The 24,132-nt window shown below is 65.4% G+C and carries 27 protein-coding genes; 14 read left to right on the forward strand and 13 right to left on the reverse strand.

The features are described 5' to 3' along the window. Position 1: 1 nt before the first annotated feature. A complete protein-coding gene (locus tag CH281_RS25830; protein WP_094695870.1) occupies positions 2 to 508 on the reverse strand; it encodes a GNAT family N-acetyltransferase in 507 nt (168 codons plus the stop codon). Positions 509 to 537: 29 nt separating this feature from the next. Between CH281_RS25830 and CH281_RS25835 the strand changes: the two genes are divergently transcribed. Genes CH281_RS25835 through CH281_RS25845 form a run of 3 tightly spaced genes read left to right on the forward strand, consistent with a single transcriptional unit; the run spans position 538 to position 2,784 of the window. Continuing rightward, positions 538 to 1,491 carry a D-2-hydroxyacid dehydrogenase gene (locus CH281_RS25835; RefSeq protein ID WP_032370003.1) on the forward strand — a complete coding sequence of 318 codons (954 nt, stop codon included), beginning with the start codon at positions 538 to 540 and terminating at the stop codon, positions 1,489 to 1,491. Between the two features lie 54 nt (positions 1,492 to 1,545). Then, positions 1,546 to 1,995 carry an SRPBCC family protein gene (locus CH281_RS25840; RefSeq protein WP_032370002.1) on the forward strand — a complete coding sequence of 150 codons (450 nt, stop codon included), beginning with the start codon at positions 1,546 to 1,548 and terminating at the stop codon, positions 1,993 to 1,995. 27 nt (positions 1,996 to 2,022) lie between these two features. Continuing rightward, positions 2,023 to 2,784, forward strand: coding sequence for a class I SAM-dependent methyltransferase (locus tag CH281_RS25845; protein WP_052068790.1), 762 nt, complete (start codon positions 2,023 to 2,025; stop codon positions 2,782 to 2,784). On the opposite strand, the gene lppU is transcribed toward CH281_RS25845, so the two are convergent. From lppU to CH281_RS25865, 4 genes are all read right to left on the reverse strand, one after another. Beyond that, positions 2,781 to 3,383 (reverse strand): LppU family putative lipoprotein, encoded by a 603-nt coding sequence (lppU, locus tag CH281_RS25850; protein WP_032370001.1) that lies wholly within the window; start codon positions 3,381 to 3,383, stop codon positions 2,781 to 2,783. The two genes, CH281_RS25845 and lppU, sit on opposite strands and share 4 nt — an antisense overlap. A gap of 106 nt (positions 3,384 to 3,489) precedes the next feature. Then, positions 3,490 to 4,719, reverse strand: coding sequence for a molybdopterin-dependent oxidoreductase (locus CH281_RS25855; protein WP_052068803.1), 1,230 nt, complete (start codon positions 4,717 to 4,719; stop codon positions 3,490 to 3,492). A gap of 311 nt (positions 4,720 to 5,030) precedes the next feature. Then, positions 5,031 to 5,894 (reverse strand): DUF692 domain-containing protein, encoded by an 864-nt coding sequence (locus CH281_RS25860; RefSeq protein WP_052068789.1) that lies wholly within the window; start codon positions 5,892 to 5,894, stop codon positions 5,031 to 5,033. Further along, a complete protein-coding gene (locus CH281_RS25865) occupies positions 5,867 to 6,769 on the reverse strand; it encodes a TIGR04222 domain-containing membrane protein (RefSeq protein WP_032370000.1) in 903 nt (300 codons plus the stop codon). The genes CH281_RS25860 and CH281_RS25865 overlap by 28 nt, the downstream gene beginning before the upstream one ends. Positions 6,770 to 6,929: 160 nt before the next feature. Between CH281_RS25865 and CH281_RS25870 the strand changes: the two genes are divergently transcribed. Genes CH281_RS25870 through CH281_RS25880 form a run of 3 tightly spaced genes read left to right on the forward strand, consistent with a single transcriptional unit; the run spans position 6,930 to position 10,543 of the window. Then, positions 6,930 to 8,189 (forward strand): HNH endonuclease signature motif containing protein, encoded by a 1,260-nt coding sequence (locus tag CH281_RS25870; protein WP_179274295.1) that lies wholly within the window; start codon positions 6,930 to 6,932, stop codon positions 8,187 to 8,189. Positions 8,190 to 8,249: 60 nt separating this feature from the next. Next, positions 8,250 to 9,548, forward strand: coding sequence for a lipase family protein (locus CH281_RS25875; protein WP_094695873.1), 1,299 nt, complete (start codon positions 8,250 to 8,252; stop codon positions 9,546 to 9,548). Between the two features lie 14 nt (positions 9,549 to 9,562). Next, positions 9,563 to 10,543, forward strand: a complete 981-nt coding sequence (locus tag CH281_RS25880) for an endonuclease/exonuclease/phosphatase family protein (protein ID WP_094695874.1) — start codon at positions 9,563 to 9,565, stop codon at positions 10,541 to 10,543. Here the strand turns inward: CH281_RS25880 and CH281_RS25885 are convergent. Genes CH281_RS25885 through CH281_RS25915 form a run of 7 tightly spaced genes read right to left on the reverse strand, consistent with a single transcriptional unit; the run spans position 10,536 to position 13,392 of the window. After that, positions 10,536 to 11,135 carry a hypothetical protein gene (locus CH281_RS25885; RefSeq protein WP_052053618.1) on the reverse strand — a complete coding sequence of 200 codons (600 nt, stop codon included), beginning with the start codon at positions 11,133 to 11,135 and terminating at the stop codon, positions 10,536 to 10,538. The genes CH281_RS25880 and CH281_RS25885 overlap by 8 nt on opposite strands. A 13-nt stretch (positions 11,136 to 11,148) precedes the next feature. Then, positions 11,149 to 11,691, reverse strand: coding sequence for a DUF6286 domain-containing protein (locus CH281_RS25890; RefSeq protein ID WP_048318883.1), 543 nt, complete (start codon positions 11,689 to 11,691; stop codon positions 11,149 to 11,151). Next, positions 11,688 to 12,101 carry an Asp23/Gls24 family envelope stress response protein gene (locus tag CH281_RS25895; protein ID WP_179274296.1) on the reverse strand — a complete coding sequence of 138 codons (414 nt, stop codon included), beginning with the start codon at positions 12,099 to 12,101 and terminating at the stop codon, positions 11,688 to 11,690. Before CH281_RS25895 ends, CH281_RS25890 begins: the two co-directional genes overlap by 4 nt. Next, positions 12,094 to 12,273 carry a hypothetical protein gene (locus CH281_RS25900; RefSeq protein WP_027495126.1) on the reverse strand — a complete coding sequence of 60 codons (180 nt, stop codon included), beginning with the start codon at positions 12,271 to 12,273 and terminating at the stop codon, positions 12,094 to 12,096. The genes CH281_RS25895 and CH281_RS25900 overlap by 8 nt, the downstream gene beginning before the upstream one ends. 39 nt (positions 12,274 to 12,312) lie before the next feature. Then, entirely contained in the window at positions 12,313 to 12,597 is a 285-nt protein-coding gene (locus CH281_RS25905; RefSeq protein ID WP_162182897.1) for a hypothetical protein, read from the reverse strand. Positions 12,598 to 12,616: 19 nt separating this feature from the next. Next, positions 12,617 to 12,907: an Asp23/Gls24 family envelope stress response protein gene (locus tag CH281_RS25910; RefSeq protein ID WP_094695876.1), complete on the reverse strand. Its 291-nt coding sequence runs from the start codon at positions 12,905 to 12,907 to the stop codon at positions 12,617 to 12,619. Then, positions 12,904 to 13,392: an Asp23/Gls24 family envelope stress response protein gene (locus tag CH281_RS25915; protein WP_027495128.1), complete on the reverse strand. Its 489-nt coding sequence runs from the start codon at positions 13,390 to 13,392 to the stop codon at positions 12,904 to 12,906. The genes CH281_RS25910 and CH281_RS25915 overlap by 4 nt, the downstream gene beginning before the upstream one ends. Before the next feature lie 120 nt (positions 13,393 to 13,512). Here CH281_RS25915 and CH281_RS25920 point away from each other — a divergent pair, with 120 nt between their 5' ends. The 8 genes from CH281_RS25920 to CH281_RS25955 all read left to right on the forward strand — a co-directional run bounded on the left by CH281_RS25920 (position 13,513) and on the right by CH281_RS25955 (position 22,165). Then, positions 13,513 to 14,070, forward strand: a complete 558-nt coding sequence (locus CH281_RS25920; RefSeq protein WP_048318882.1) for an RNA polymerase sigma factor — start codon at positions 13,513 to 13,515, stop codon at positions 14,068 to 14,070. Continuing rightward, positions 14,055 to 14,513 carry a hypothetical protein gene (locus tag CH281_RS25925; RefSeq protein WP_045841590.1) on the forward strand — a complete coding sequence of 153 codons (459 nt, stop codon included), beginning with the start codon at positions 14,055 to 14,057 and terminating at the stop codon, positions 14,511 to 14,513. Before CH281_RS25920 ends, CH281_RS25925 begins: the two co-directional genes overlap by 16 nt. A 117-nt stretch (positions 14,514 to 14,630) precedes the next feature. Beyond that, positions 14,631 to 14,714: a potassium-transporting ATPase subunit F gene (locus CH281_RS25930; RefSeq protein WP_072691966.1), complete on the forward strand. Its 84-nt coding sequence runs from the start codon at positions 14,631 to 14,633 to the stop codon at positions 14,712 to 14,714. A gap of 7 nt (positions 14,715 to 14,721) precedes the next feature. Beyond that, entirely contained in the window at positions 14,722 to 16,386 is a 1,665-nt protein-coding gene (gene kdpA, locus CH281_RS25935; RefSeq protein WP_032367713.1) for a potassium-transporting ATPase subunit KdpA, read from the forward strand. Then, complete coding sequence (gene kdpB / locus CH281_RS25940) at positions 16,383 to 18,395, forward strand: potassium-transporting ATPase subunit KdpB (RefSeq protein ID WP_094695878.1); 2,013 nt, start codon at positions 16,383 to 16,385, stop codon at positions 18,393 to 18,395. Before kdpA ends, kdpB begins: the two co-directional genes overlap by 4 nt. Before the next feature lie 2 nt (positions 18,396 to 18,397). Then, the gene (locus CH281_RS25945; RefSeq protein WP_032392574.1) at positions 18,398 to 19,054 is read left to right on the forward strand and encodes a potassium-transporting ATPase subunit C; all 657 of its coding nucleotides are present in this window, start codon (positions 18,398 to 18,400) and stop codon (positions 19,052 to 19,054) included. Further along, complete coding sequence (locus CH281_RS25950; protein ID WP_094695879.1) at positions 19,038 to 21,491, forward strand: sensor histidine kinase; 2,454 nt, start codon at positions 19,038 to 19,040, stop codon at positions 21,489 to 21,491. The genes CH281_RS25945 and CH281_RS25950 overlap by 17 nt, the downstream gene beginning before the upstream one ends. Further along, complete coding sequence (locus CH281_RS25955) at positions 21,488 to 22,165, forward strand: response regulator (protein WP_032392572.1); 678 nt, start codon at positions 21,488 to 21,490, stop codon at positions 22,163 to 22,165. Before CH281_RS25950 ends, CH281_RS25955 begins: the two co-directional genes overlap by 4 nt. A 19-nt stretch (positions 22,166 to 22,184) precedes the next feature. On the opposite strand, the gene ggt is transcribed toward CH281_RS25955, so the two are convergent. Continuing rightward, positions 22,185 to 24,107, reverse strand: coding sequence for a gamma-glutamyltransferase (ggt, locus tag CH281_RS25960; RefSeq protein WP_032392571.1), 1,923 nt, complete (start codon positions 24,105 to 24,107; stop codon positions 22,185 to 22,187). Positions 24,108 to 24,132: the final 25 nt, after the last annotated feature.

Here is a 24,132-nt window from a genome sequence, read left to right on the forward strand (position 1 = left end):
ACTATCGAGCGGTCGGCTTCTCGAACAGCGCCACGCTGAACCACGAACTGCCACCGTCGAAGTCGCGACGGCCGACGTGCTGGAAACCCTGCCGAACGTAGTAGTTGCGTAGATCGGTGTTGGTCTCGGCGCAGTCCAGCCGTAGCAGCCCTCGCCCTTCCTGTCGGGTCCGCTGCGACGCCCACTCGAGCAACGACGTCCCCAGTCCCGTACCGGCTTCGCTTCTGTCGATCACCAATCCGTGCACATAGCCTGCGTCGTCGTCCGGCTCCGGCCAGATGGCAGGATCGGCCCAGATCAGTCGTAGGGCTCCGACAATCGGGCCACCGGGGTGGCGTCGGGCGATGTGGAACTGCCCTGCCTCGATCTGGGCCGCAACAGTCGACAGCGGTACCTCGCGCGGTGCCCACTGAGCGATTCGCCGGGCGGCCAACCAGTCCTCGGCGGCGTGCCGGAGGTCGAGTATCGTTGCTGCGTCGGCGGCAGACGCGAGTTCTACGGTGAGCACCCTGCCATCGTACGGAGGTGACGAGTCCTATGGTGAACGTGCTTGTGGTCGAAAGTGATTCGGACCGTAAGGCCTTCCCGTCGATCGGCGGAGTCCACTTCCGGAGCTGCACGATCCCCGAACTCGTCGATGCGGTGTCGTGGGCGGAGGTTCTACTGTTTCGCACGTTCGAGGCAGTCGACCTGCAGGATGTGTGGCCGCACGCCGACAAGCTTCGCTGGATTCATGTGTCGAGCGCCGGGGTCGATCGGGTGCTGGATCCGGTGCTGCGGGACAGTCCGTGGGTGCTGACCAACTCCGGCGGCATTCTCGACCGTGCGATCGCCGAATACGTCGCTGCAGGCGTTCTGGCGTCGATGAAGAAGCTGCCCGAAGCGCTTCGGCGACAACGTGAACGGGTCTGGGAACATCGCCTCACCAGTGGAATCCACAATCGGAGGGTGCTGGTCGTCGGTCCGGGTTCGATCGGCCGCGCCATCGGTCGCGTTCTCGGGGCACTCGGCATGCGTGTCGACGCGGCCGGCACATCCGAGCGGCCGGGAGATGCGGAGTTCGAGAGAATTCGTTCGGTGTACGAGTTACCGTCCTACGCAGGTGAATACGACGTGGTGGTGCTGTCCGCGCCGCTGACCGAGAAGACTCGCGGGCTCGTGAATGCAGAGGTCCTCGGGGCGATGCGTCACGACGCGGGGCTGGTCAACATCGCCCGTGGGCCCGTTGTCGACGAACAGGCCTTGTGCGAGGCGTTGAATTCCGGGGCGATCGGATGGGCTGTGTTGGATGTCTTCGAGGTCGAGCCACTCCCGGCGTCGAGTCCGCTGTGGGAGCTCGACAACGTGATTCTGACGGCGCATCTGGCCGGTGACGCCGACGACTTCGCCGATCGGCTGTGGACGCTGTTCGAGGACAATCTCGATAGGTACCGGCGGAACGAGTCCCTGGTCAATGTGGTGGACAAGCAGGCGGGCTACGTCCGCCGGTAGAAGCCGACGTCAATCTATGTGTAACACGCCGTCGCGTGTATTAGTGTCGGTGGAATGCGTGAGATAAACCACTCGGCGGTCGCGTCGACACCCCGCGATGCGGCTTTCGCCTACCTCGACGACTATCGAAACGTCCCGCGGTGGATGTTCGGGATCACGCGGTTCGAGCCGAGGAGTGAGACCACCTCCGGTCTCGGGGCGACATACGACGCAACCATGCAGATCGGCCCCAAATCGTTGAATTCGATCGTCCGCGTCACCGAATGGGTCGAGAACGAGCGACTCACGCTCGAATCGGTCGAAGGCCTGTCCAACTCCTCGACCTGGTCTTTCACGGACCTGGATGAGGGCCGGACCCGCCTCGATGTCATCTTCCGTTACAGCCTGCCCGGGGGCATCGCCGGTAAAGTTCTCGGGGCCGTCGTGGAGCCCGTCGTCGGGCAGGCGATTCGGCACACCGAGTCCACTCTCCGATCGCAGCTGGAAGCGGCCGAACATCGGTAGTCCCGGATAATCGGTACTCTGGCTAACGTGACGGACGAGCCGAAGCGACCCCGCGGATTGACCTTCGGCAGAGTCGCCGAGGAGTACGACCGGGCTCGCCCTGGATACCCGGCGGCGCTGTACACGGATGTTCTTGCCGGCGGTGCGACCCGCGTGTTGGAAGCGGGAGCCGGCACCGGAAAAGCCACCGTCGCGTTGGCCGAACGCGGCGCTTCGGTGGTTGCGGTCGAGCCGGATTCGGGTATGGCCGAGGTGATCCGACGCCGCACCGAGAACATGGACGTCGATGTTCAGGTCTCCCGGTTCGAGGACTTCGTCGGTGCGCCGTCATTGTTCGACGTCGTTGTGGCCGCTCAGGCGTGGCACTGGGTGGACCCCGATCGAGGAGCCGCGGTGGCGGCTCGTGCGTTGGTCCCCGGGGGATCACTTCGGTTGTGGTGGAACATGCCCGGTCAGCTCGACGGACCGGTGTGGGAGTCGGTACGGGCTGCGTACATCGCCACCGAGCCGGACGCCGCACCGCTGTTGGCGCACTCCCTCGGCGTGCAATCCGAGACCGCGGTACCCCGCGCGGCCGGCTTCGGCCCCTGGTCCACGTCGACGTACGAGTGGGTTCAGCGTTACTCCGCGGACGAATTCTGCGCCATGGCCGCGACGTACTCGAGTCACCTGATTCTCACCGACACACGTCGGCAGGAAGTGCTCCGAGCGGTTCATGCGGCTATCGACAGCCACGGCCACCTCGATTATCAGTACGTCACACAGATGATGACGGCGACTCGAGGCTAGGCCACCGTCGTGGTGCAGACGACGAATTGCCGTGCTTCGTAGGCGAATCCGCCTTCGGGGCAGTCGTTGGGGTCCGCGGTACCGGTCTTGATCTCGGTGACCTTCTCGACGCTCGTCGCGCTGGGGTCTGCGCAATCGACGCGGGCGGGCTCGTCCATTCCGGTACTCGGCACGCTCATGCAGCCGTCGATCACCCAGTCGACGTCGAGGCACAGTGCGCCCTGCTCGACACCGTTCAGAGTCTCGTAGTACGTCTGATTGACGTCGGTGGGGCACTGCTCGTTCTCTGCGGCTTTGGCGATGACCTTGTAGTTGGACTCCATGCTGCCGCATTCGGCGTTGTCGATTTCGGCGGCCGTCATCGTGCCACCGAGCTTGACGCACTGGCCGATCTCGACGTCGATGTCGGTGGAGCCACCGGCGTCGATGCCTTCCTGGCCGGACACGTTGTCGGTGGTGGTGGTGGGGGCTGCGGAGCTGCTGGAGGCGGTGGTGTCTGCGGCAACGGCAGTGCCGGCGTCAGACGACGAACAGCCCGCGGCGAGCATCAGCGTGAGGGCTGCACCCGCGGCGAGAAGGCCTCGAGATAGTGCGTGCATCGTGGCATGACCTTTTGGACTCGTCCAGGCGAAGGAGCATTCCTTCGTCGGCAGCCCCGCGGGCCACCGATGAAAGATTCTCGACCATCCGGGCGGTTTTGCAAAGTCACGAACGGAACACGATGCGCGCCACCCACTTGGTGTTGTGCACACCGGGAAGTGCGGGAACGATGACGCGTGCCGGGTAGCCGTGATCGAGCGAGAGATCGACGCCGTTGACTTTCAATGCCAACAGTGAATCGGGATGGAGCGCTTGATTACCCTGCAGCACAGCACGACCGAATGGGCCACCCTGTTCTATCGAGATGACTTCCGCGGACCTGGGTGCGGGTACACCTGCCAATGCTGCGAGTTCGGCCAACGGAACGCCCGTCCAACTCTGCGTGGTCGACCATCCTTCGACACAGGCGATGGGAAGTTCGGCGGTGTGCTGAGTCATCGACAGCAGCCTGCCGCGGGAGAGAACCACCGGTTCCATGTTCTCCGAAGTACTTTCGACGGACAGTGTCCAGTCTGCGCCCGTCTGTTCTTCGGTGACCCCGGCCGCCTCGGCAGTGCGATTGATCTGAAAGTCGTTGGGCCCGTCGCCGTACGACCGTCCCCGCGGAAGGAGAATTGCTGCCTTGCGTAGGACGCCGCCGACGGTCTGCCCCACCGTCAACACGGCCACGAAACCCATTCCGGCGGCGACCAATCCGATCGCACCGCGTCGGCTCATGGTCTGGTGTGGCCGGCTCGGCGCTTCGTTGCGGGCGCGCAAGACGTCCATCAACGATTCCGATCGAAGGGTCCGCCACATCAGCGGCACCTTGAGGCCGAGGTGCACCAGGAATCCGGCGATGAACACCCAGGCACCGAAGTAGTGAGCGGCGTAGAAGTCGAAGCCGAACACGTAGTCGTATTGGATGTTCAGCACGCCGGTCACGATCTCGAACAGCAGGCCTCCGACGAGTGCCAGCAGCGACAGTCGTTCGAGTGCATGTGCCGGCGACCGCACCGGCGGCAGTTCGACGAGCTTGGGCATCACCGACCAGAGCTTGGCGATGACGAGCGGGACGATGATCAGGCCCAGCCCGACGTGCAGGCCCTGCGTCAGCTGGTACAGCCAGGCCGGGTTCGTCGGCCAGTCGAAGAACGGTAAGCGCAACCACCCGACGGCACCTGGTTTGGCCTGGCCGAACTGCGGCCCGTACGCACTGTAGGACAGTAAGCCCGTCAGAATCACGATCGGCAGCGCAATGAGCAGCACCGCGCCGAACACCGACGTCAACCACGTGCTGCGCAGCGGACTGCGAAAGCGCGCGAGCGGGTTGGGTGCGTCGGCCATGTATGGCATTCGCTGCCCGACCCGTCCCGGATGTGTCGCGGCGAGTTCCCCTTCCTGTTCCATGGCTCGGTAGAAGGCCTCGGCATCCTCGGCCGTCGACACCTTGGGGCGGCTCGACGCCCATCGGCGGAACAGCATTTCGTATCGGTCGCCCAACGCCGAGGGCAGTGCCGGATAGTGTGCCGCGATCTCGGCCGCTCGTTTGTTCAGCAACGCCGCTCGGACGGTGTCCACTGTCGCAGAATCGAATTCGGCGGGCAGTGGCCCACCTGCCACGAGAGCGCGCACCAACTCTTCTTGACGGCGCGCCAGGTCGTCGTTCACCTCGCGTACCCGGACGTCCGTACCCCGGTGATGCGATCGAGTCCCGCGGCATCCGCGATCGCATCCAGTTCTGCGAGTAGCTCGGCCTCGGGTGGATAGTGACCGTCGCGTTCGAGCATCAGGGGCGTGCGATGCCCAGCCGTCGCAAAGGTTCGTAGTAGTTCGAGGACTTCGTCGGGCACCGGCGCAGTGTGGGTGTCGTGGTAGATGCCGCCACGGACCGTGCCACCGGCGATGTGGCAGTAGGCAATTCGATCCAGCGGCAGGCGTTCGAGTTCGGTCCACGGGTCGCGGCCTCGATTGAGTGCGTTCGCGTACACGTTGGCGATGTCGAGCACCAGGCTCACGCCGGTCCGCTCGACGAGTTCTGCCAGGAACTCACTCTCGGTCAATTGGTCTTCCGGCCAATCGAAGAGGGCTGCAATGTTTTCCACCGCCAGCGGAACCGGCACACCATCCTGCGTTCGTGCGATGTTTCGCGCGAGCGCCGTCAGGGCTTCGTGGGTGCGTGGTACCGGAAGCAGATGACCGGCCTCGATGCCGTCGGCGCGGACGAAGGCGATGTGCTCGCTCACCAGCGGGGATCCGAGCATGGATGACACTCGTGCCAGTCGGTCGATACGGTGCTGTTCCACCGGCTCGGCACCGCCCAAGGACAACGAGATTCCGTGCGTGACGACGGGAACTCCCAATGCGACGAGGCGATCGGGTGCCTGCTCACCGATCGATTCGGCGATGACCTCGCAGAACGCCAGCCCCGGGAGTTCCGAGACGATGCCGGATATCTCCGAGCGCCAACCGATTCCGAGCCCGACGGGCACTGTGTCGCTGTTCAACCTCCACACCCTCCGCCGCCGCATCCCCCACCGCCACCGCCGCAACTGCTACTGCCGCCGTCGCCTCCGCTGCCTCCGCTGTCGCCGCCGAAGCCGAACGACGCGGCCCCACCGGCCTGGGCGGTGCCGTAGCTGAGTGCACCGGCCATCGCCGGATCGAGCATCAGCAGGGCCCCTGCTCCGAAAATGGCTGCAGACATTCCGGCACGAGTCGGCCCGTAGGCGGTGAAGGACGGTCGCGCGCGGGGTGAAAGGTAGTCGTTCTCGGCGCGGAGCCGGCGTAGTTCGGTATCGCCCGCAGCTGTCCGACGGCGTCGACGAAGCAGAACCGGCACCGCCGCGAACAGGACGAGCACGATCGCGACGAGAAACCAGACGGGCTTGCCGTTCGCGGTGCCGGCGACGATGCGGGCAATTCCGACTGCGATGACGAAGAGCACCGGGAATACCCGTGTGACAGCGGAGCCGCGTGCGCCGTGCAGCAAACCCTCGTCGACGAGAGTGCTCCGCAGTTGCGCGCAGGTGCCGGACATGTTCGCCACCAGCCTGGAGCGAACCAGGGGTGCTTTACCGCTACCGAGGCGTTCGAGGACGGTGCGGGTGAACCAATCCAGTTGGGAGCGCTCGGTGCCGCTCAGATCGCGGCGTTTCCGCCCCTGCGAGTCGATGATCTCGGCACCGCGAAGTATCGCCAACGACGCCATCACCGCCTGGGAGTCGCTGGTGAGCACACCTACTTCGGGGGGTGTGAGCACGCGGCCTGCCGACGTCACCGGGGTCGATCGGTGAGCGGCTATCCAGTTCCCCGCCATCGTCAGGAGTATCGCGAGAACGGCCGCGAGCAGGTACCAGCGGAGAAAATCTGTGCTGGGGATGCCCCAGGTGTCCGAACCGCTCATGGCCACACCCACTTTCCGTCGGATCCAGCATCTGCTGCTCAGTATCGGGCCCGTGGGCGAGAAAGCAACCCCGACGACGTCCCCGCGGGGACGGGTGCACCGGTTTCCCGCCGTTCTTGTCGGCGCCTCGTCGTACTGTCGTCGAACATACATTCGACGAGTGGGGGCATTCATGGTCGAGACTGCAGACATCGAGACGGAGATATGCGCGCTGGCGGGCCAGATCGCGGCTGCATCTGCGCAGTATCTGATCCTGGTCGGTGAGTTCGATGCTCGACGTGGGTGGGCCGCGTGGGAGACGAGGTCCTGCGCGCACTGGTTGTCCTGGCGCGCCGGAGTCGATCTGCATACTGCCCGTGAGCAGGTGCGGGTGGCCAAGGCGATGCGCGAGCTGCCCCTGATCACCTCTGCGTACCTGAGCGGCACGGTGTCGTACTCGAAGGTGCGCGCGATGACCCGTGTCGCTACTGCCGACAACGAAGCGTCTCTGTTACAGAAGGCGCTCGATGCACCCGCCGCGCACATCGAACGTCTCTGCCGTGGTCTGAAGAAGGCGATGAGGCCGACCAGGGCCAACGGCGTCGACCTCGATCCGTGTGTGGGACGGTGGCGCTGGGACGACGAGGACGGCTCGCTCGTGGTGACGGCGCGCTTTCGGCCCGAGGACGGCAAGCGATTTCTGGCCGCCGTGACCAGGGCCGAGTACGAGCGCACTCGCACGGAGGTGGAATCCGAGGGTGACCGGTCGGCCCCGGCACCGCCGAACCCCGTTCCTGCGCTCGTCGCAATGGCGGAGATGGTGTGTGACGCCATCGATTCTCCGGTCGTCTCACCTGCCGCGGAGGTGTTGGTCCACCTCGGCGACAGCACCGAAGCAGGGTGCGATCATGCTCATTTCGACGACGGACCTGGTCTGGACGACGAAACTCTCGCCCAGGTGTTGTGTTCGTCGGTGATGCGAGTCGTCGGTCACGGTCGGCTGGGAAAAACTGTGCGGTGGAGTACCACGGCCAAAGCTCCGAGTCGAACCCAGTTGCGTCAGTTGATCATTCGCGATCGATGCTGCTCGGTGCCCGGGTGCAGGCGCACCCGGTTTCTGCATGCTCACCACGTCACCTACCGCTCGCGGGGAGGTGCGACCTCGCTCGACAACTTGGTCCTGCTGTGCGGCGAACACCATCGAGCACTGCACGACGGCTACTTCCTCATCGAATCCCTCGGCAACCAACGATTCACGTTCCGGCACCCATCGGGAGCAGAGATGGTTCATGCGCCGGCGCTGTCCGGAGACGCGGAGGTCCTCCGGCGGCAATATCAGCACATCGAACCCGACGCCATTGTCCCGAACTGGGGCGGGGAAGGCCTCGACCTCAGCTACGCGACCGACGTTCTGATCACCAACTGGCAGCAGGCTGCATGAAAAGGGGCCGTTCAGGGCAAGTTAGTGTGACGAAGAGACTCGGACAAGAAGCGGTGGGATATGAGCGTCGACAGATCGATGGCGGACGAACAGTCCTGGCCGGTGGAACAATGGCCGAGCTGCGAGGATGCAACCAGGCCTGAGAACGACCCGTTCTACGCCGCGCCCGAGGGCTACGAAACGGCTCTACCGGGGACGATTCTCAAGGTGAGGCCGGTCGAGGTCGCGATGTTCGGCCACGTGCGACAGCGAGTCGACGCATGGCAGCTGCTCTACCGAACCGCCGATCTGGGCGGTATACCGCAGGCCAGTGTGACGACGGTGCTGCGACCGCAGAATGGCGAACCGGTGTTGCTCTCGTACCAGTGCGCCATCGACGGCGTCGCGTCCTCGTGTTTTCCGTCCTACGCGCTTCGACGCGGCTCGAAGGCCCTCGGCGCAGTTCCTCAGTTCGAGTTTCTGCTGGTTCTGCATGCCCTGCGCCGCGGATGGGCCATCTCGATCCCCGACCACGAGGGACCGGACGGACATTGGGGGTCGCCGCAGGAACCAGGATTCTGCACACTCGACGCGATCCGCGCGGCGCTGTCGTTCGAGTCGTTGGAACTGCACGAGAGCACACCCGTCGCATTGTGGGGATATTCGGGCGGCGGGCTCGCGACGTCGTGGGCCGCAGAAATGGCCCCCGAGTACGCGCCGGAGCTCGAACTCGTCGGTGCCGCCCTCGGCTCCCCCGTCGGCGATCCGGGTTCTGCGTTTACCAGGCTCAACGCGACGCTGCACGCGGCTCTGCCGACGCTTGTTGTCGCGGGACTGCGACGCACCTACCCCGATCTCGATCGCGTGGTGCGTCAGTACGTCAGCGAGGACGGAATGCGCATTCTCGATTCCGTCGAATCGATGACGACCGTTCGCGCCGTCAGACGGCTGGCTCGGCACGATCTCGACAACTACATCGACATTCCGCTCGCCGACCTGCTCGCCCTACCCGAGATCGTGCAGGTGTTCCAGGACATCCAGCCCGGTCGCACCGCTCCGTCGGTGCCGTTGCTGGTCGTGCAGGCCGTGCACGACCAGATCATTGCCGTCGACGACGTCGACGGCCAGGTCGATCGGTATCTCGAAGCCGGCGCACACGTGACCTACCTGCGAGATCGGCTGAGCGAGCACCTGTCGCTGCATCCGCTCAGTGCGCCCCTGACCCTCGATTGGCTGGCCGATCGATTCGCCGGCCTTCCTGTTGCCGAACCGGCGACCAGAACGGTGTGGTCGACGGCGTTCTCGTTCGCGGCTGTACGGGGCTTGATGTCTCTGACCTGGACAACCGTCCGAGCATTGACCGTCGGCGTCAGGGCGTAGCTACTCTCGGTGCGATGCAGCGAACCTGGGTACGGATTCTCACCGGAACGATCGCGACGCTGGGCATCGTCACCGGACTCGTCGCGATGGGGGCGTACTACACCGACACCCGCATCAACGTTCTGATCGCGCTGGCATCGTTCGTTCCCCTGATGCTCGTCGCTGTCGTGGTCGGTGCCGTCGTCGCGTTGATCGGTAGGCAATGGATTCTGGCGGCGGTGTCCGCGGTCGTGTTGGCAGCAGCCGCAGTGGCGTACGCACCTCTGTACGTGGCCGACGCGGCATCTCAGGACGAGGCGAGCGGCGATGCCGTCCGGCTGCGGGTGATGCAGGCCAACCTGATGGTGGGCAGCGCCGATCCGTCGGTCGTCGTCGGATCGGCACGCGACAACGCCGTCGACGTCGTGACGATCCAAGAGCTGACCGATGCGTCGGTGCTCGGGCTACGGGATGCCGGCATGGAGCAACTCTTTCCGTACAGCTACCTGCGAGCGTTGCCGACGGGTGGTGGAGGTGCCGGAATCTACAGTCGCACACCGCTGTCCGACAACCGCGAACTGGATGGCTTCGGGCCGGTGAACCTGGCCACCTCCGTCGATGTTCCCGGATCGGAGCCAGTGACGCTCCTGGCCGTCCATCCCGGCCCGGCATACGTCACCCCGGCCGATATCTGGACTGCCGAATTGGACACGCTCCGTAGCGATCTCGAGGCGGTGTCTGCGAGCGGTCCCGTCATCGTCAGCGGTGATTTCAACACTACGTATTCGCACAAGAAGTTCAGGAACCTACTCGATGCCGGATATTCCGACGCTGCAGCACAATTGGGGATGGGGCTGATACCGACCTATTCCACGGACAAAGGCACTCCGGCCGTCGTCGGCATCGACCACATTCTCACCAATTCCGGGCACGCCCGATCGCTGGAAAGAATCGACCTCCCGGGATCGGACCACCACGGTCTGATCGGGGAGATCGAGTTCTCCGGAGTCAGCTGACGCGCGCCGACTGCTTGCGAGACTTGCCGCACTGCAACAGAATTCGCACCTTGGCTGGAGTTCCGTCGAGTGAGGTCACGATGTCGTCACGGGTCCGTGCTGCGGCGTCGGAGACCTGCTCGAGGGACGTGACGGCTGGGTCGAGCGTCGCGACGATCTCGACCACGCGCTGTCCCCTGTCCGAGACAGAGCGACCGGAGGCCGAGACGATTCCGTCGTGACCTGCCAGCGACTTGGCTGCACTACGGGCGGCGGTGCCGAGGTCGACGCTGAGCCTGCCGTCGACCTGCTCTCCCTCCACGTTCGTGACGTCGGCCGACGTGGATCCGAAGGCCACGGTCCCGACCGATCGGCGCGGCAGGTGCGCGAGCAACCACCACAGACCCAGCAGGATCAGCACGACAGCGGCGACGCCGAGAGCCCAGGGCCACCAACCGGCGTCGACGGCGGTGTCGACGAACGCGGCGTCCAGCCGCTCGCGGCCGGGAAGCTCGCCGCGTTCCCACGCGATGGCTCCGCCGCCGAGAGCGATCAGAGCCAGCCCGACGACGGCTGTGCCGGTGCGGTCGAGCGATGCGGTTGCACGTTTCACAGCTGCTGTCCTTTCATGAGGCCTGTCCTGTCGTTCGCACTCGGGTGCGCACCTTGGGTGCCGACGCGAGTGGGCGGAGGGCGTCGTCGACCGACGTCACGACCGCGGACTTCAGAGCCGAGGTGTCGGTACCGGCCACGGTGGATACGGCGACGGTGACCTTCTTGTTGCCTGCCTTGGCGGACGCGGTGTCGACGCCGACACTGTCGAGGGCGGCAGATCGCGCGACGGCAGCGACGTCGCCCTTACGAAGCCAGACGCCCTGCTCGGTGAGAGCACGGTGGGTGCGACGACGTGGGCGAATTGCCACGAACACGAGAACGAATCCGACCACGACGGCGGCGATACCTGCGGGCAGCATCCACTGCTGCGCGGTGAGCCCGTCGAGGTTCGACGCGGCCGGGCCGACCCACTCGGAGCCGTCGAGAGCGCCCAGCTTCAGCAGCGCCTCGCGGCCGAGTACGACTCCGGCGGCGATGAGAACGAGAGCGAACAGGACGGCCGGAACAGCTGCGGTGGGGTTGGCCACCGGCTTCTTGCTTGCTTGCTCTGTCACTGCACTCTCCCTTCTTCGCTGGTGGGCTCGGCCGGTATGCATTCGACGGTCACGTCGACTCGGTCGACGGTGTAGATACCGAGTTCGGACAGGTCTCTGGCCACGGCGGCGCGAACGTTCGCAGCCACTTTCGCCAACGGGGAGGGCCAGGTGACTCCGACGGAGACCTTTGCTCGCACGCGCTCGCCGGTGATCGTCACATCGGCTTTCGGCAGATCACGCCCACCGAGGAGGTGCAGTCCGGGCTGGCGGTCGGTGACGGAGTCGGTGCCGCGGGCCGCCAGAATGGCCAGGCGCTCGACTGCCTTGTGCTTGATCTCCAGGGAACCGCGATCGCCGGGGTCCGCGAGTGACCCCGGGGTTGCTGCCGGTGTCCCGGGGGTCGTGGGGGCTGCTGCTGTGTCAGTCACGACCGCGACCACGCATGATCGAGTTCAGATCCAGTTCACCGTCGATGTAGCGGCCGACGAAGAAACCGAGTCCGCCGAGGACGATGGCGATGAGGAAGCCGGTGAAGCCGCCGGCTGCTGCGGCGATGGCCAGCAGAAGTCCCACGAACAAACCGATGGTTGCAGTGGTCATGGTCTTGATCTCCAGTCAGAGTGTTCGGATGTCGAGAGTTCAGATGTCGAAGTAGTTGCGTCGAGTGACGCGTTTGCGGAGCCGGGCGATGCGTTTCGGCAGTGTGCGCAGTGGCGTCGGTACCGAGGACGAGCGGAACGCTGTCGGTGCGCTGGCAGTGTTGATCGGAGTCGACGGAAGTACGGCGAACCGGCGGTCGACTTCCGCGAGCTCTGCCATGTACCGGGCGGGATCACCACCGATGTCGGGGTGGTGTTCTCGGGCCACAGCGCGCCGGGCCGCCTTGTACGCGGCGGCCCGGTCGCGCGCTGAATGCTCGTTCACCTGGTCAGACTCGCACAATTCAGACCCGCACGACATCCTCGACTGTGACGTGCACGGGCCCGTCGACCATTGCCGCGACGGTGCTACGCACTGCCTCGGCGGTCTCCCGTACGGCGAAGCCGAACTGGAGAGTGACGTGTACCTCGGTGCCGTCGTCTGCGATCCGGATGCCGGCGACGCGGCGTCCGGGTAGATAGGTCGCAGCCTCGCCGAACATGCCGCCGTGCAGCCCGACGACACCGTCGATCGCCTGCACGGCGTCGGCGATGTCCTCGGACTTGTCACGGTCCGTCGGGTTCGGGTCGGTCACTGCACTCGGGTGGAGGCGGTCTCGGTGGTCTCCTCTTCGTCCGAGCCGTCGTCCAGGTAGATGTCGTGAACGACGATGTTGACCTCGGTGACCTCGAGGCCCGTCATGCGCTCGACGGCGTTGATGACGTTGCGACGAATGCCTGCTGCGAGGTCTGCGATCGAGACGCCGTAATCGGCGACGATGTCGATGTCGACCGCTGCCTGACGCTCGCCGACCTCGACCGAGACGCCCTGCGACTGGTTGACGCGGGCACCCGGGATACGCTCGCGCAGGGCACCGATCGCGCGGCTCGCTCCGCCGCCGACGGCATGTACGCCCTGGACCTCACGGGTGGCGATGCCGGCGATCTTCGAGACGACGGTATCGGCAATGGTGGTGCGGCCCTGCGAGCTGACGAGCACGGAATCCGACTTCGTGGTGATGTCGGTCTTGCCTTCGCCTGCTGCGGATACGGTTGCCTTGGTGTCCGTCGTGGAGCTCATGACTGCCTCTCTTCGCTGAGTAGTGGTGCACAGTGTGTGTCAGGAGTTGGTCGTAGCTCGATCACCGAAACGCACGTACAAATAAAGTGACCTACGTCATAGATTATGTCTGGGGGCCCGATGGAGTGGAGAGATGCGTCGGACCGCGTACTCGTCGGCGCAGCCGCGCTCGGCGAGACGGATGCGTTCGAGGAGATCGTGGGCCGATACGGACCGGAGATGTTTCGGTACGCCCGAAACATGCTGTCCGATCAGGGTGCAGCAGAGGAGGTGGTGCAGGACGCGTTCGTCGCAGCGTGGAAGGGGCTCGACAACTTCCGGGGCGATTCGGCTCTGCGCACCTGGCTGTTCTCGTTGGTCTCGCACAAAGTGATAGATCATCGCCGGCGTCGCAGCGTTCCTCCTGCGGAAGACTGGGTATTCGAGCGCAAGAGCACGGGCGCGGGCAGTGATCCCGAGGCGGACGTCGAAGCAGACAGCTTCATGGCCGAATTGGGTGTGGCACTGGCGGAGTTGCCCTATCGGCAGCGGGCCTGCTGGTTGCTTCGGGAGGTCGAGGGCCTGACCCATCCGGAGATCGGCGCGATCATGACGTTGTCCGCAGGAGCAGTACGAGGTCAATTGACCAGAGCACGAGCAACATTGAGCGAAAGGTTGGCGACATGGCGAACCCGGTAGAACCGAATGCGGTTCTCGCGCGTGCTGCCACCGAGCTTCGGGAGGCACCGCAGGAACCGAACTGGGTGGACATCAGCTCGTCCATCCTCGCGAAAGTGCGCAATACGACGCGTCGCACCTGGCCGATCGACAGCGCCTTCCCGGCCGGTTCAGCGGCCGATCCACGGGACTCACTGCGGATCAGCGATCACATCGTCAAGACGACGTTGCGCCGTGCTCTCGCGGGCGTACACGGTGCACAGCCCACCGAGATCGACCTCGACCTCGACGATCACGCCTGCACAGGTCTGTTCGTCGCGGTGATCGGCGTGTACGGCGACGATCTGCAGGCGGCAGGCGAAGAACTGGCATCGATCGCCATCGACGTGGTCGCGGACCTGCTCGGCGTCACCCTCGGCAGGGATGCGGTCGAAATCCGCGTCGACGACATCGAGGAGCGCTAGCGGATCGCGATCGGCCGAGGAGCGCTAGCGTAAAAACTCCGTCATGACCGCAGGTCGTGAGCGTAGGAAAGCGTAAGGAACGCGTTTTCGTTCGCTGGTGGGATCCAAGATCGAGCAATGACCGAATTGCTCTGTCTCACGGTGGCCGCGTTCGTCGCGGTCTACCTGTTCGTCGCTCTCCTCGATCCGGAGAGGTTCTGACGGCGCCATGAATCCTGCTCTGCTTGCCGGTCTTCAGATCGGCATCGTGATAGTCGTGTTGGCGGCGGCGTACGTGCCGCTCGGTGACTACATGGCCCGAGTGTTCGGTTCTACCCACGACACTCGCGTCGAGAGTCTGCTCTATCGGGTGGCCCGGGTGAACTCGTCGTCGGAACAGACCTGGGTCGGTTATTCCACCAGCCTGCTGGGGTTCTCGTTCGCCGGGGTCGTATTCCTGTTCGTACTGCAGCGGATTCAGGGTGTGCTCCCGCTGAACGGTGGCCTGTCGGGGGTGAGTCCGGCGATGGCGTTCAACACTGCGGCGTCGTTCGTCACCAACACCAACTGGCAGTCGTACGTTCCCGAGACCACGCTGTCGAATCTGACGCAGCCGCTGGGGCTGGCGGTGCAGAACTTCGTCTCTGCTGCAGTCGGTCTCGCGGTGGCGATCGCCGTCGTGCGCGGCTTCGTTCGGGTGTCGACGGGCGGTGAGCTCGGCAATTTCTGGGTCGACCTCACGCGCGGGACGCTCCGTATTCTGCTGCCGCTCTCCGTGCTCGTCGCGGTGATCATGCTGACTCAGGGCACTGTGATGTCGTTCTCGTCCGGCTTCACCTCCACCGGTCTCGATGGGCAGACGGTCACCAATGCGCTTGCGCCCGTTGCCTCGCAGGAGGCGATCAAGGAGATCGGCACCAACGGTGGTGGCATTCTGGCGGCCAACTCGGCGCACCCGTTCGAGAACCCGACACCACTGACCAACATCGTGCAGATCATCTCGTTGCTGCTGATTCCGGTGGCCCTCACTCGTACGTTCGGCACGATGATCGGCAACCGCAAGCAGGGCCTGACTCTGTTGGCGGTGATGGCGACGCTGTGGGCGACGCTGTTGGCGGTGACGTTGTTCGCCGAATCCGGTACCCGTGGAGTGGCAGCAACGGCTGCGGGCGCGATGATGGAAGGCAAGGAAGTTCGCTTCGGCATCCCGGCGTCTGCGCTGTTCGCGGTGTCGACGACCGGAACATCCACCGGCGCAGTCAATTCGGCGCACGACAGTATGTCTGCGCTGGGCGGCGGAGCGGTGTTGCTGAACATGCTGTTCGGCGAGATCGCGCCGGGTGGCGTCGGCACCGGTCTGTACGGATTGCTGGTGCTCGCGGTCATCGCCGTCTTCGTCGGTGGTCTGCTCGTCGGCCGAACTCCGGAATTCCTCGGCAAGAAGCTGGGTCGACGGGCCATCACGATGGCCGCGCTCTCGGTTCTCGTGATGCCGATCCTCGTGCTCGTCGGCACGTCGATCACGGTGATACTCGAATCGACGACGAGCTATCAAGGCAACCCCGGCATCCACGGATTCACCGAGGTGCTCTACGCCTATGCATCGGCATCGAACAACAACGGCAGCGCTTTCGGCGGCCTGACGGTGACGAGCGACTGGTTCCAGATCTCCCTCGGTATCGCGATGCTGCTCGGCCGCTTTCTGCCGATCGTCTTCGTATTGGCCCTGGCCGGTTCGCTTGCGACGACCAAACGCAGCGCGCCCAACGCGGGCACGCTGCCCACCGATGGACCGTTGTTCGGCACGCTGCTGATCGGTACCTCCATCCTGGTCGCGGCCCTCACCTTCTTCCCCGCACTTGCTCTCGGACCCATAGCAGAGGCCATGCAATGAACCTGTCACTGAACACCGCTCTACCCGGCGCGTTCCGCAAACTCGATCCGCGTCACCTGGCCCGCAACCCGGTCATGTTCGTCGTCTTCCTCGGCTCGATCGTCACGACGATCCTGTCGATCGCTCAGCCGTCGGTATTCGCCTGGTTCGTCACCGGCTGGCTGTGGTTCACGGTGCTGTTCGCCAACCTCGCCGAATCCGTCGCCGAAGGCCGTGGCAAGGCACAGGCAGCCAGCCTGCGAAAGGTGAAGCAGGACACCACTGCTCGACGACGCACGGCGTCGGGTGCCGAGTTCGTGATCACCGAGGTGGCCGGTGCCGAATTGAAGGTCGGCGACGAGGTCGTCGTCTCGGCCGGTGAGGTCATTCCCGGCGACGGTGACGTCATCGAGGGCATTGCAACCGTCGACGAATCTGCCATCACCGGTGAGTCGGCTCCCGTGGTCCGTGAATCCGGCGGCGATCGGTCGGCCGTCACCGGCGGCACCATCGTGCTCTCCGACGAGATCGTCGTGAAAATCACTGCAGCGCAGGGCGAGACGTTCGTGGATCGGATGATCGCCCTCGTCGAGGGCGCGGCGCGGCAGAAGACGCCGAACGAGATCGCCCTGAACATCCTGCTCGCGTCGCTGACCATCGTGTTTCTCTTCGCTGTCGTCGCCATCGGTCCGATGTCGAATTACGCGGGACAGCAACAGGATCCAATCGAGCTGATTGCCCTGCTCGTCTGCCTGATCCCCACGACCATCGGGGCACTGCTCTCGGCCATCGGTATCGCGGGCATGGACCGGTTGGTGCAGCGCAACGTACTGGCAATGTCCGGCCGGGCAGTGGAGGCGGCAGGCGACATCGACACCTTGCTGATGGACAAGACCGGGACCATCACTTTCGGTAACCGCCGCGCCACCGGCCTGCATCCGGCGACGGGCATCGACGCCGCCGAATTGGCTCGCGCAGCTCGGCTGTCGTCGCTGGCCGACGGCACCCCCGAGGGACGCAGCATCGTCGAACTGGTCGAGCGAGACTTCGAATCCGTCACGGCAGAAGGTGAATCCGAGCGCGGGGAGTTCGTGGCGTTCACGGCGCAAACTCGGATGAGCGGGTTGGATCTACCGGGCATGGAGATCCGCAAGGGTGCAGCGGATTCGGTCTACAGTTGGATTCGCGACGGCGGCGGGACGGCCGATCTGGACGGCACCGTGCACGACATCGCGCAGAACGGCGGCACTCCGCTGGTGGTCGCGGTACGTGAAACCGGTTCTGCTGCTCGCGCTCTCGGTGTCGTCGAACTCTCGGACGTCGTCAAACCCGGCATTGCCGAACGGTTCGCTCAGCTGCGGGCCATGGGCATCCGAACCGTGATGGTCACCGGTGACAATCCGCTGACCGCCAAAGCCATTGCTGCCGAGGCAGGCGTCGACGACTACCTGGCCGAGGCCACTCCCGAGGACAAGCTCACGCTCATCCGGCAGGAGCAGGAAGGCGGCAGGCTCGTTGCGATGACCGGCGACGGTACCAACGACGCCCCGGCTCTCGCCCAGGCCGACGTCGGCGTCGCGATGAACACCGGCACCTCGGCCGCCAAGGAAGCCGGCAACATGGTGGACCTCGATTCCGATCCGACCAAACTCATCGAGATCGTCGAGATCGGCAAGCAGTTGCTCATCACGCGCGGAGCTCTGACGACGTTCTCGTTGGCCAACGACCTGGCGAAGTACTTCGCGATTCTGCCGGCGATGTTCTCCACCGTCTATCCCCAGCTGGGCGGGCTCAACATCATGCACCTGGCGACCCCGGAATCGGCGATCCTGTCCGCGGTGATCTTCAACGCGCTCGTCATCGTGGCGCTGATTCCGTTGGCACTCAAAGGTGTTCGATACACCCCGGCATCCGCGGCTGCGTTGCTGCGGCGGAACCTACTGGTCTACGGCGTCGGCGGCGTCATCAGTCCGTTCGTCGGTATCTGGCTCATCGACCTGCTCGTTCGACTCATTCCAGGGATTGGCTGACCATGCGTTTCGTACAGGGATTTCTCCGTCAGGTCGTCGCCGGCTTCGCAGTGCTGCTGGCGCTCACCGTGATCCTCGGCATCGCGTACCCGGCTGTGGTCTGGGGCATCGGCCGCATCGGCACCGACTCCGCCGAGGGGTCGCCGCTGCGTGACGCACAGGGGTGCGTCGTCGGCAGCTCGCTGATCGGCGTCGATCCGCAGGTGGATCCGGGAGAGCCGGATCCGTTCTTCCACACCCGCGTCACGGGCTCGGTATCGGACGACGACGCGTTCGCGCCCGGTGATCCGGCCGCGGCGCTGCCGACCAATCAGGGCCCGTCGAGCGAGGTACTCGCGTCGTTCGTCGAACAGCGCCGAGCCGCCATCGCAGCCCGGGAGAACGTCGACCCGTCCACCATTCCGGCCGACGCCGTCACCGGCTCCGGATCCGGTGTCGATCCCGATATCAGTCCCGCCTACGCGGCCCTCCAGGTCGCCCGGGTGGCCCAGGTCAACGGAGCGCCGGTGAGCGAGGTGGAGGCTCTGGTCGACGAGTACACCCGCGGCCCGCAGTACGGTGTACTCGGTGCCGAAGCGGTGAATGTCCCGGAGTTGAACCTGGCACTGCGGGACGCATACCGGCCGGGTGAGGAGACAGGCTGTGGCGGACAGGGGTGAGCTGCGGATCTATCTCGGTGCCGCGCCCGGCGTCGGCAAGACCTTCGCCATGCTCGGCGAAGCTCGTCGGCTGCAGGATCGCGGACGTGACGTGGTCGCGGCCGTCGTGGAAACGCACGGCCGGGCGCGAACCATCGAGGCACTCGAGGGCATCGAAGTTCTGCCGATGGCCACCGTCCGTTACCGAGGAGCCTCGGCGCAGGAACTCGATCTCGACGCGGTCCTGACGCGCCGCCCCGAGGTGGTGCTCGTCGACGAGCTGGCGCACACCAACACTCCGGGCAGCGTCCACGACAAGCGGTGGCAGGACGTCGAAGTGCTGCTCGACGCGGGCATCGATGTCATCTCCACACTCAACGTGCAGCACCTCGAATCTCTGAACGACGTGGTGCAGCAGATCACCGGTGTTCCGCAGCGAGAGACGGTTCCCGACAGCGTGGTTCGGGCCGCGGACGAGGTCGAGCTGGTCGACATCACACCGGAGGCGTTGCGGAGCAGGCTGCGGCACGGCAACGTCTACGCCGCCGACAAAGTAGACGCCGCGCTGAGCAACTACTTCCGCGGCGGCAACCTGACGGCTCTGCGTGAGCTAGCACTGCTGTGGATCGCCGACCAGGTCGACGCCGCATTGGTGAAGTACCGCAAGGACAATCGCATCACCGACACCTGGGAGGCGCGCGAGCGGGTGGTGGTCGCGGTGACGGGCGGCCCCGAGTCGGAAACCCTGCTTCGGCGGGCGAGTCGGATCGCCTCGAAGTCCAGTGCCGAACTGATGGTGCTGCACATCGTTCGCGGAGACGGCCTCATGGGCGTGTCCGCACCGCAGATGGGTTCCGTGCGCAAGCTCGCCGCCGGCCTCGGTGCGAGTGTGCACAGCGTCGTCGGGGACGACGTGCCCACCACTCTGCTCGATTTCGCGCGCGGAGTGAACGCCACGCAGTTGGTGATCGGTACCTCGAGAAGGTCACGCGCCGCCCGCATTCTCGACGAGGGTATCGGCGCGGCCGTGGTGCAGAACTCGGGAAAGATCGACGTGCACATGGTCACTCACGCCGAGCAGGCCCGTCGGCGGAGTCTGCAGGTCGATTCGGGGCGTCGACGGGTGATCGCCTGGCTGGCCGCGGTTCTCGTGCCTTGCTTGGCCGCTGCAGTGCTGAGCACGGTCGGTCCCGATTTCGATTCCAGCGGTGAGAGCGCCCTGTTCTTCATGGTGGTGCTGTGTGTGGCGCTGCTCGGAGGTGTTGCCCCGGCAGCACTCTCGGCGCTGATCGCAGGATTTCTGCTGAACTATTTCTTCACCACACCCAGATACAGCCTGACGATCGCCGAGCCGGACAACTTCGTCGTGACAGTCGTACTGCTGCTGGTCGCTGTCGCGGTCGCGGCCCTGGTGGATGCGGCCGCTCGGCGGACGCGTCAGGCACGCCGGGCGACGCAGGAAGCCGAACTGTTGACCCTGTTCGCGGGGTCCGTCCTGCGCGGTGCCGATCTGGGTGCGCTGCTCGAGCGCGCACGGGAGACGTATCGGCAGTCCGGCGTCGCATTGTGGGACAACCAGTCCCGATCCATCGTGGGCAGCTCGGGCGAACACCCGCCGACCGATCGCAACGGGGCCGACACCGAAATCGACGCGGGCGATTTCACGCTGCTGCTCGTCGGCGAACGCACCCGCGCCCACGATCGCCGCGTCCTCGCAGCCGTGGCCAACCAAGCCGCGGGCATGGTGCGCCAAGCCCGTTTGGCCGAGGAAGCCAGCCGCGCCAACGCACTGGCCGAGGCCGACGCGTTGCGTCGAGCATTGCTCTCGGCGGTCAGCCACGATCTGCGAACGCCGCTGTCGGCGGTCAAGGCAGCCTCGTCGTCGCTGCGCAGCACCGACGTTCAGTTCTCGCCCGAGGACACCGACGAACTGCTCGCCACCATCGACGAGTCGGCCGACCAGTTGACGGCATTGGTGACCAATCTGCTCGACTCCTCGCGGCTGCAAGCCGGTGTGGTGCAACCCAGTCTGCGTCCCGTCTTCGTCGACGACGTACTGGCAGGCGCGCTGGTGGGGGCCGACGAGCGGGTGCGGGTCGAGGTGGGTGACGTCGAAGTGCTCGCCGATCCGGGTCTGCTCGAACGAGTGCTCGCGAACCTGGTGGCGAACAGTGCCCGCTACGCCCCCACCGGCGAGATCACCGTGCGCGCCGCAGTGCACGGTGACATGGCCGCCATCTCCGTCGTCGACCACGGCCCCGGCATCACCGCCGGGGCCGAAGCGACCATGTTCGACGCGTTCCAACGCCTCGGCGATCGCGACAACTCGGTGGGGGTCGGACTCGGCCTGTCGGTGGTGCGAGGATTCGTGCGGGCCATGGGCGGTACCGTCACGGCGTCGGACACCGTCGGCGGAGGGCTGACGATGACGGTCGAGTTGAAGGCGGCGAGCAGGTGAAGGTACGGGCGCTCGTCGTCGACGACGAACCACAGATCGTGCGGGCGCTGCGGATCAATCTGAACGTCCGCGGATTCGAGGTCGTCAGCGCGGCTACGGGTGGGGAAGCACTGCGGGTGGCCGCGAACTTCCACCCGGACATCGTGATTCTGGACCTCGGTCTGCCCGACATCGACGGTATCGACGTCATAGCAGGTCTGCGCGGATGGACCGATGTGCCGATTCTGGTGCTCTCGGCGCGCACCGACTCGGCCGACACAGTCGAGGCACTCGATGCCGGAGCGGACGACTTCGTGACCAAGCCGTTCGGCATGGACGAGCTGTTGGCGCGGCTCCGCGCGGCCCTGCGCCGCGGTCCGCAATCGGTGCCGGACCCCGTCGTCGAGACCGCGGACTTCACCGTCGACCTCGCTGCCAAAACCGTTGTTCGGCAGGGCGAGAACGTGCACCTGACGCGCACCGAGTGGGGGGTGCTGGAGTTGCTCGTCCGCAACGAAGGAAAGCTGGTGTCGCAGAAGGAGATTCTGCGTACCGTGTGGGGGCCCGGGCATGAACGCGAAACGCATTATCTGCGAATCTATCTCGGCCAACTACGGCAAAAGTTGGAACGAGACCCGGCGGCACCGGTACATCTGATCACCGAAACCGGCATGGGCTATCGATTCGTGAGCTGAGCGCTACCCGCGCCCGCACCTATCCACCCAGTACCTCACCTTCGCGGCGTGGGTCCGCTCCGCCGATCCAGCCACCGTCGGTGCGTTGCAGCGCGCTCAGCCCGCTCGACTGGTCGGCAACCGAGACCTGGTGGCCCTTCTCGCGCAGCGTCACCACGACCGGATCGTTCTCTCCGGTCACGTTGGGATGTTCGCCGCCGTAGTTGGTGGACGGGGTGTTGGCCGCCCCGAAGTCGACCATCGACACCGCCTGCTGCGGGTCCATTCCCCAATCGAGCAGTCCTACCAGTGTTTTGACGACGAACTGGATGATGACAGACCCGCCGGGTGAGCCTGCGACGAGAACGAGATCTCCGCGTGTGCCGTCGTCGCCGCGGTCGAACACCAGGGTCGGGGCCATCGAACTGCGCGGACGCTTGCCGGGCTCGACACGGTTGGCCATGGGAGTTCCGTCCTCGGCCACCGGCGCGGCGGAGAAGTCGGTCAGCTGATTGTTGAGCAGGAAGCCGTCGACCATGTGGAACGAGCCGAAGGCCGACTCGACAGTTGTCGTCATCGAGGCCGCGTTGCCCTCGCCGTCGACGATCGAGATGTGGCTGGTGCCGTGCTCGGGATCGGTGGACGAGGCGAACTGCACCGGTCCGAAGTCGCCCGGTTTCGCGGTACCCATCGACTTGCCTTCGTCGATCAGTCCTGCTCTGCTGCTGAGGTACTCGGGGTCGAGCAGGGTGTCGGGCGAGCCGCCGGGTAGGGGTACGAAATCCGGATCGGCGACGTACTTGTCGCGATCGGCGTACGCCAGACGCTCGGCCTCGGAGATCAGATGCACGGCCTCGGCGGTCGGCTTGCCGCCGTTGGCATCCATATCCGTCGGGGCGTACTGCGCCAGATCGAAGTTCGACAGAATGCCCATCGTCGACGCCACCGCGATGCCGCCGGAGGACGGCCCCGGCATTCCGCAGATGTCGTGATCGCGGTACGGCGTGCACACTGCGGTACGGGTCTTCGGCTCGTAGCCGGCGAGGTCGTCCACCGTGATCTGCCCCGGGGTACGGCCGGCGGTGGTATCTGCTGTCGCGTCGACGATCGCCTGGGCGATGTCGCCGGTGTAGAAGGCATCGGCACCGTCGGTTGCGATGGTGGACAACGTCTTCGACATCGCCGGATTGTTCAGCACCGTGCCGGCAGGCTTACCGGTTCCGTCGGGCTGCAAGAAATAGTCCTTGGACGCCGGGTCGAGCGCGAGCTTCGGTGCCGAGTCCGCGATGGACGAGGCCATGCGCGGGCTGATCTCGATTCCGTTGTCGGCGAGCTCGATCGCGGGTCGGAACAGATCCCCCCACGGCTTGTCACCGTGATCCTCGTGCGCCTGCTCGAGCATGCGCACAACGCCCGGCACGCCGATCGATCGGCCACTGGACCGCGCATCGGGTTGCGGCACAGTGCGGTTGACGTCGTCGATGTACCGCAGGTAGTCGCCGGTGGCACTCATCGGCGCGGTCTCGCGGCCGTCGTAGCTCTGCACCTCGCCCGACGCGGCGTCGTAGTACATCAGGAAAGCGCCGCCGCCGATTCCCGACGACTGGGGTTCGACGAGCCCGAGCACGGTCTGCGCCACGATGAGGGCGTCGGCCGCGGTGCCGCCGTCGCGTAGTACCTCGCATGCGGCCTCCGTGGAGACCGGGTTGGCGGTGGAGACCGAGTACGACGGCGTCTCCACCGGAGTCATGTTCGACCGATATCCGGTCGCCACTTCCGGATTGGTGGAGATGTCACCCGAGCCGGTGCTCGGGGTCTTTCCTACCGGGGTGCCGCCACTGGCACCGAGTACGCAACTGTCCGCCGCGGCGGTGTCGGTACCGGCGTCGTCGCTACTGCTGCACGCGACGAGCGGCACCAGCAAGAGAGCACAGGCGAGGGCGGTGTAGCGAACAGGGCGCATTCCGGTTGCAGACACCGCTCGACGC

Origin of the sequence: Rhodococcus sp. 06-221-2, assembly GCF_002258365.1 — a bacterium.
GTDB lineage: Bacteria > Actinomycetota > Actinomycetes > Mycobacteriales > Mycobacteriaceae > Rhodococcoides > Rhodococcoides fascians.

Bases quoted from the DNA above. Each gene is read 5' to 3' on its own strand.
- CH281_RS25920 (WP_048318882.1), top strand. From the start codon at position 13,513: ATGGAGTGGAGAGATGCGTCGGACCGCGTACTCGTCGGCGCAGCCGCG.
- CH281_RS25875 (WP_094695873.1), top strand. From the start codon at position 8,250: ATGAGCGTCGACAGATCGATGGCGGACGAACAGTCCTGGCCGGTGGAA.
- ggt (WP_032392571.1), bottom strand. From the start codon at position 24,107: ATGCGCCCTGTTCGCTACACCGCCCTCGCCTGTGCTCTCTTGCTGGTG.
- CH281_RS25930 (WP_072691966.1), top strand. From the start codon at position 14,631: ATGACCGAATTGCTCTGTCTCACGGTGGCCGCGTTCGTCGCGGTCTAC.
- CH281_RS25900 (WP_027495126.1), bottom strand. From the start codon at position 12,273: ATGACCACTGCAACCATCGGTTTGTTCGTGGGACTTCTGCTGGCCATC.
- CH281_RS25835 (WP_032370003.1), top strand. From the start codon at position 538: ATGGTGAACGTGCTTGTGGTCGAAAGTGATTCGGACCGTAAGGCCTTC.
- kdpA (WP_032367713.1), top strand. From the start codon at position 14,722: ATGAATCCTGCTCTGCTTGCCGGTCTTCAGATCGGCATCGTGATAGTC.
- CH281_RS25840 (WP_032370002.1), top strand. From the start codon at position 1,546: ATGCGTGAGATAAACCACTCGGCGGTCGCGTCGACACCCCGCGATGCG.
- kdpB (WP_094695878.1), top strand. From the start codon at position 16,383: ATGAACCTGTCACTGAACACCGCTCTACCCGGCGCGTTCCGCAAACTC.
- lppU (WP_032370001.1), bottom strand. From the start codon at position 3,383: ATGCACGCACTATCTCGAGGCCTTCTCGCCGCGGGTGCAGCCCTCACG.
- CH281_RS25945 (WP_032392574.1), top strand. From the start codon at position 18,398: ATGCGTTTCGTACAGGGATTTCTCCGTCAGGTCGTCGCCGGCTTCGCA.
- CH281_RS25880 (WP_094695874.1), top strand. From the start codon at position 9,563: ATGCAGCGAACCTGGGTACGGATTCTCACCGGAACGATCGCGACGCTG.
- CH281_RS25865 (WP_032370000.1), bottom strand. From the start codon at position 6,769: ATGAGCGGTTCGGACACCTGGGGCATCCCCAGCACAGATTTTCTCCGC.
- CH281_RS25915 (WP_027495128.1), bottom strand. From the start codon at position 13,392: ATGAGCTCCACGACGGACACCAAGGCAACCGTATCCGCAGCAGGCGAA.
- CH281_RS25855 (WP_052068803.1), bottom strand. From the start codon at position 4,719: ATGCCATACATGGCCGACGCACCCAACCCGCTCGCGCGCTTTCGCAGT.
- CH281_RS25925 (WP_045841590.1), top strand. From the start codon at position 14,055: ATGGCGAACCCGGTAGAACCGAATGCGGTTCTCGCGCGTGCTGCCACC.
- CH281_RS25860 (WP_052068789.1), bottom strand. From the start codon at position 5,894: ATGCGGCGGCGGAGGGTGTGGAGGTTGAACAGCGACACAGTGCCCGTC.